Below are 4052 nucleotides of genomic sequence, written 5' to 3' on the forward strand. Positions count from 1 at the left end.
CGCAGCGCCTGCTCGACGCCGTACTCGTCCAGCTCCGACAGGAGGCCGTCCACACCCTCCCGGTCGGTGGTGTGGTCGTCCGCGAAACGACGGTCGCCCGTCGCGTCCGGCACGTACTTCACACAGACAACGATCCTCAAGCTCACGGCCTTGTCTCCTGTACTGGTCTCGTCCGGCGGCTGCGGCGTGCAAGCGGGGGCGAACACGGCACGCACCCGCTCCGGGCAGCGAGTTTCCCGTGCCGGTCCGGAACTTCCTGGCAGCATACTCGGCGGTAGTCCAGGGGTCACTACTGGCCAGTAGCTTACGCCGGACGGCCCGCCTCGCAGCCTGCGCCCATCCTGCCCCAGCGGGGGTTACCCGTCACCCGTCACCGACCGCCGCGCCCAGCGCCGCGATCACGTCCGCCTTGCGCGGCATCCCCGCCGCCCGGCGCACCACCCGACCCGCCGCGTCCAGCACCAGTACGGTCGGCGTCCGCAGGACCTCCAGCCGACGGACCAGTTCCAGCTGCGCCTCGGCGTCCAGCTCGACGTGCTCGACCCCGTCGACCATCACCGCGACCTCGGCGAGCACCCGCCGGGTGGCCCGGCAGGGCTGGCAGAAAGCCGTGGAGAACTGCACCAGCGTCGCCCGCTCACCGAGCGGCCCGCCCAGGTCCGCCTCCGACAGCCGTACCGTCCCGTCCTTGGTGCGCACCCTCAGCCTTCCGTCGCGCCCGGCCCTCAACAGCCCGAACGTGGTCGCCAGCGCCAGTACGACAACGCACACCACCAGTCCGGTCATCCCCCCAGTCTGCGACAGCCCGTGCGAGCTCCGAAAGGGAGGTCGACCCGCCGACAGCGGGCCCGTACGATCGGCGGGTGGACTCCGACCCCCTCCCCCCGCCGCAGCCGCTCGCCGCAGCCGTCCGTCGCGACCCTCCCGGAGTCCCCGTGCAGACCGACCCCCGCGCTCCCCGCTTCGCCGCCGTACTCACCGCGGTGGTGCTGGCCGCCGTCCTCATCACCGGCAGCGGGCTGCTGCTGGCCGCCCAGACCGTCGTGTTCGTCATCGGCGCCATCGGCGGCCCCCGGGTCTCCCCGTACGGCCGGCTGTTCCTCACCTTCATCGCCCCGCGCCTGGCGCCGCCCACCGAGACCCAGGACGAGCGACCGCTGCGCTTCGCCCAGGGCGGCGGGGCCGTCTTCGCCGCCGTCGGCACCCTCGGCTACCTGACCGAGGTCACCTGGCTCGGCCTGCTGTCCACCGCGTTCGCCCTGGCGGCCGCCTTCCTGAACGCCGCCTTCGGCTACTGCCTGGGCTGCGAGATCTACCCGATCGTCCGACGCGCCCAGGGGCGCCTGGGCGCGGGCGCCTGACGCAGCCCCCGACACCACCCGGCCGGGAAACGACGAGGAACGGGAAAGTTCCGACCGGATCCATCACGGAGATCACACCGTGAATATTCGCTTGACCGCACGCCTCAGGTGACAGCAGGCACTCGTTCGGGGGATCATCTCCGTGTATCACCCGTGACCGCCGCGGCGTGCCGTGCTCCGGTCGGCCCCTGCGCACGGCGCGGGTACCCGCCGTACCGGGCTCCGGCCCGTAGAAGTCAGGACTGACCGTGGCAGAGTTCGTCTACCCGCCGGTGATCGGCGCCGCACTCACCGCCTTCCGCGCGCTCGACGTGCGGATCAAGATCATCGGTGCCGAGAACATCCCCGCCGAGGGCGGAGCGGTGCTGGTGAGCAACCACATCAGCTACCTGGACTTCCTCTTCGCCGGACTCGGCGCCTACCGCGGCGGGAAGCGCAAGACGCGCTTCATGGCCAAGGACGACGTCTTCCGGCACCGCGTCTCCGGTCCCCTCATGCGCGGCATGAAGCACATCCCGGTCGACCGCGCCGACGGCCAGCCCGCCTACGAGGCCGCCGTGCGCGCCCTCAAGGCCGGCGAGGTCGTCGGGGTCTTCCCCGAGGCGACCATCAGCCGCTCGTTCATGCTGAAGAAGTTCAAGACCGGCGCGGCCCGGATGGCCGCCGACTCCGGCGCCCCGCTGCTGCCCGTCGTCCTGTGGGGCACCCAGCAGCTCTGGACCAAGGGCCGTCCGAAGACCCTGACCAAGCGCCACGTCCCGGTGACGATCATGATCGGCGAACCGATCCACCTCGGCCCGAACGACAAGCCCGTCATGGTCACCAGAAAGCTGCGCGCCGCCATGAGCGAGATGCTCGACAAGGCCCAGCGCGAGTACCCCGGCAAGCCCTCCGGACCGGACGACACCTGGTGGCTGCCCGCCCAGCTCGGCGGTACCGCGCCCACCCTGGAGGTCGCCGAGGCCGAGGACGAGGCGGAGGCCGCCGCCAAGGCCGAGCGCCGCGCCGCCCGGGGCTGACCCGCGCTCCGGAAGCTTCCGTCCACTCAGTGTGACCGGACCGACGCGATCCGTCGCGTGTCGCCCGGTTCCCGGCGCTCCCGTCTGGCACAGTGACAGCTCGTTCCAGGGGCCTCCTTCCCCTGGGTTCGTCCTGAGCCCGTCGGCCGTCGGAGCCGGGGCGCACGTCGGAGCGGTCGGAAAGGTCGGAGTCGGAGATGACGCGGAGCGCCGGTACACGGCAGTCCCCCACGAGCAAGGCCCGCACCCGCGCGACCGCCGGTGCGGGCCTTCTGCTCGTGGGCGCCCTGATCACCGGCTGCGGGGCCGAGCCGGGCGAGATCCCGCTCTCCGAGATCCGACCGGAGTCCCCCACCGCCACGCCCCAACCCACCCAGTCCGCGACCCCGGGCGCCGTCGGCGCCGCGAACACGCAGGCGCACAACGGACTGATCGTCAGCCGGGCCTACACCGACGCCACCCGCACCACCAGCGCCATCGTCACCGTCGGCCCCGACGGAACCGGCCAGCGCCAGGTCACCCAGCCGCCCGCGCGCGCCCGCGACGACCGCCCCGACTGGTCCCCCGACGGCAGCGCCATCGCCTTCGACCGCACCGACCCCCAGACCGGCGCCGCCCGCCTCTGGACGGTCTCCGCCACCGGCGACAACGCCCACCAGATCAGCCAGCTCTGCGACACCGCCAGCGCCGGCGCCGACTGTGCCAACGAGGACGAACGCGCCCCCGCCTTCTCCCCCGACGGCAAGCAACTGGCCTTCAGCCGCTCCTGGGGCGCCCTCGACCAGGCCCACGGCAACCAGGTCCAGTACTCGGACCTCTACCTGATGAGCCCCGACGGCACCAACGTCCAGCGGCTCACCTTCCTGACGAACGACAAGCCGTACTCCGGCGCCGTCAGCAACCCCAGCTGGTCGCCCGACGGCAAGCAGCTCACCTTCGAGTACCGCACCAGCGCCACCGGACAGCCCGCCAACAGTCGCGCCATCTACGTCGTCGGCGTCGACGGCACCGGGCTCCGCCAGCTCACCCCCTGGGAACTGCGGGCCGGCGACCGCGCGGCCTGGTCCCCCGACGGCACCCAGATCCTCTTCACCACCTACCCGGCCGGCGCCGACAACGCCCCCGGCGGGGGCATCTACACCGTCCACCCCGACGGCACCGCCATCGGCGCCCTCACCCCCGCCCCGTCGACGACCTTCTACGGCGGAGCGGCCTACGCGCCCGACGGCAAGTCCATCGTCTTCACCCAGGCCCCCACGGGCTCCGGCTCGGATCTCTACAGCATGCGGCCGGACGGTACGGGCGTCACCAAGCTCACCAACAGCGCGGACAAGTGGCTCAGCCGTCCGGCCTGGGGAACGGCGGCCGTACCGGCCCAGACCGCCCAGTCCTCCGAAACGCCGTCAGCTTCGGCTGCAGCTTCGGCTTCGGCCTCGGCGGCGCCGTCCGGGGGTGCCTCTGCGGCCGCGTCGGCATCGGCCGGGCCGACGCCGGCTCAGGCGCAGGGACAGCCGCAGGGACAGCCGAAGACCGATGACAACCAGCAGCCCGACGGCGAGGACGAGGACAACTGAGCAGAAATGCGAAAAGCCCCTGATCCGATGGATCAGGGGCTTTTCTGAATGATTGTTCGGCGGCGTCCTACTCTCCCACAGGGTCCCCCCTGCAGTAC

The 4052-nt window shown here is 72.1% G+C and carries 4 protein-coding genes and 1 pseudogene; 3 read left to right on the plus strand and 2 right to left on the minus strand.

The window, feature by feature from the left end; all coding sequences use genetic code 11:
* Positions 1 to 146, minus strand: a pseudogene (locus ACZ6Z8_RS39135) (electron transfer flavoprotein subunit beta); the annotation flags it as partial.
* A 217-nt stretch (positions 147 to 363) separates the two neighbouring features.
* Positions 364 to 786, minus strand: coding sequence for a thioredoxin family protein (locus ACZ6Z8_RS39140; RefSeq protein ID WP_465614731.1), 423 nt, complete (start codon positions 784 to 786; stop codon positions 364 to 366).
* A gap of 149 nt (positions 787 to 935) precedes the next feature.
* Between ACZ6Z8_RS39140 and ACZ6Z8_RS39145 the strand changes: the two genes are divergently transcribed.
* The 3 genes from ACZ6Z8_RS39145 (at position 936) to ACZ6Z8_RS39155 (ending at position 3954) form a co-directional block, all read left to right on the plus strand.
* The gene (locus tag ACZ6Z8_RS39145) at positions 936 to 1361 is read left to right on the plus strand and encodes a DUF4395 domain-containing protein (RefSeq protein ID WP_465614732.1); all 426 of its coding nucleotides are present in this window, start codon (positions 936 to 938) and stop codon (positions 1359 to 1361) included.
* Positions 1362 to 1609: 248 nt separating this feature from the next.
* Positions 1610 to 2380 carry a lysophospholipid acyltransferase family protein gene (locus ACZ6Z8_RS39150; RefSeq protein WP_465614733.1) on the plus strand — a complete coding sequence of 257 codons (771 nt, stop codon included), beginning with the start codon at positions 1610 to 1612 and terminating at the stop codon, positions 2378 to 2380.
* A 278-nt stretch (positions 2381 to 2658) separates the two neighbouring features.
* Entirely contained in the window at positions 2659 to 3954 is a 1296-nt protein-coding gene (locus tag ACZ6Z8_RS39155) for a TolB family protein (protein ID WP_465614734.1), read from the plus strand.
* The last annotated feature ends 98 nt before the right edge of the window (positions 3955 to 4052 follow it).

The organism is Kitasatospora sp. NPDC101108 (assembly GCF_055584725.1).

What these genes read in the sequence shown, in the direction of transcription:
- ACZ6Z8_RS39140 (WP_465614731.1), bottom strand. Translation starts at nt 786, where the DNA reads ATGACCGGACTGGTGGTGTGCGTTGTCGTACTGGCGCTGGCGACCACG.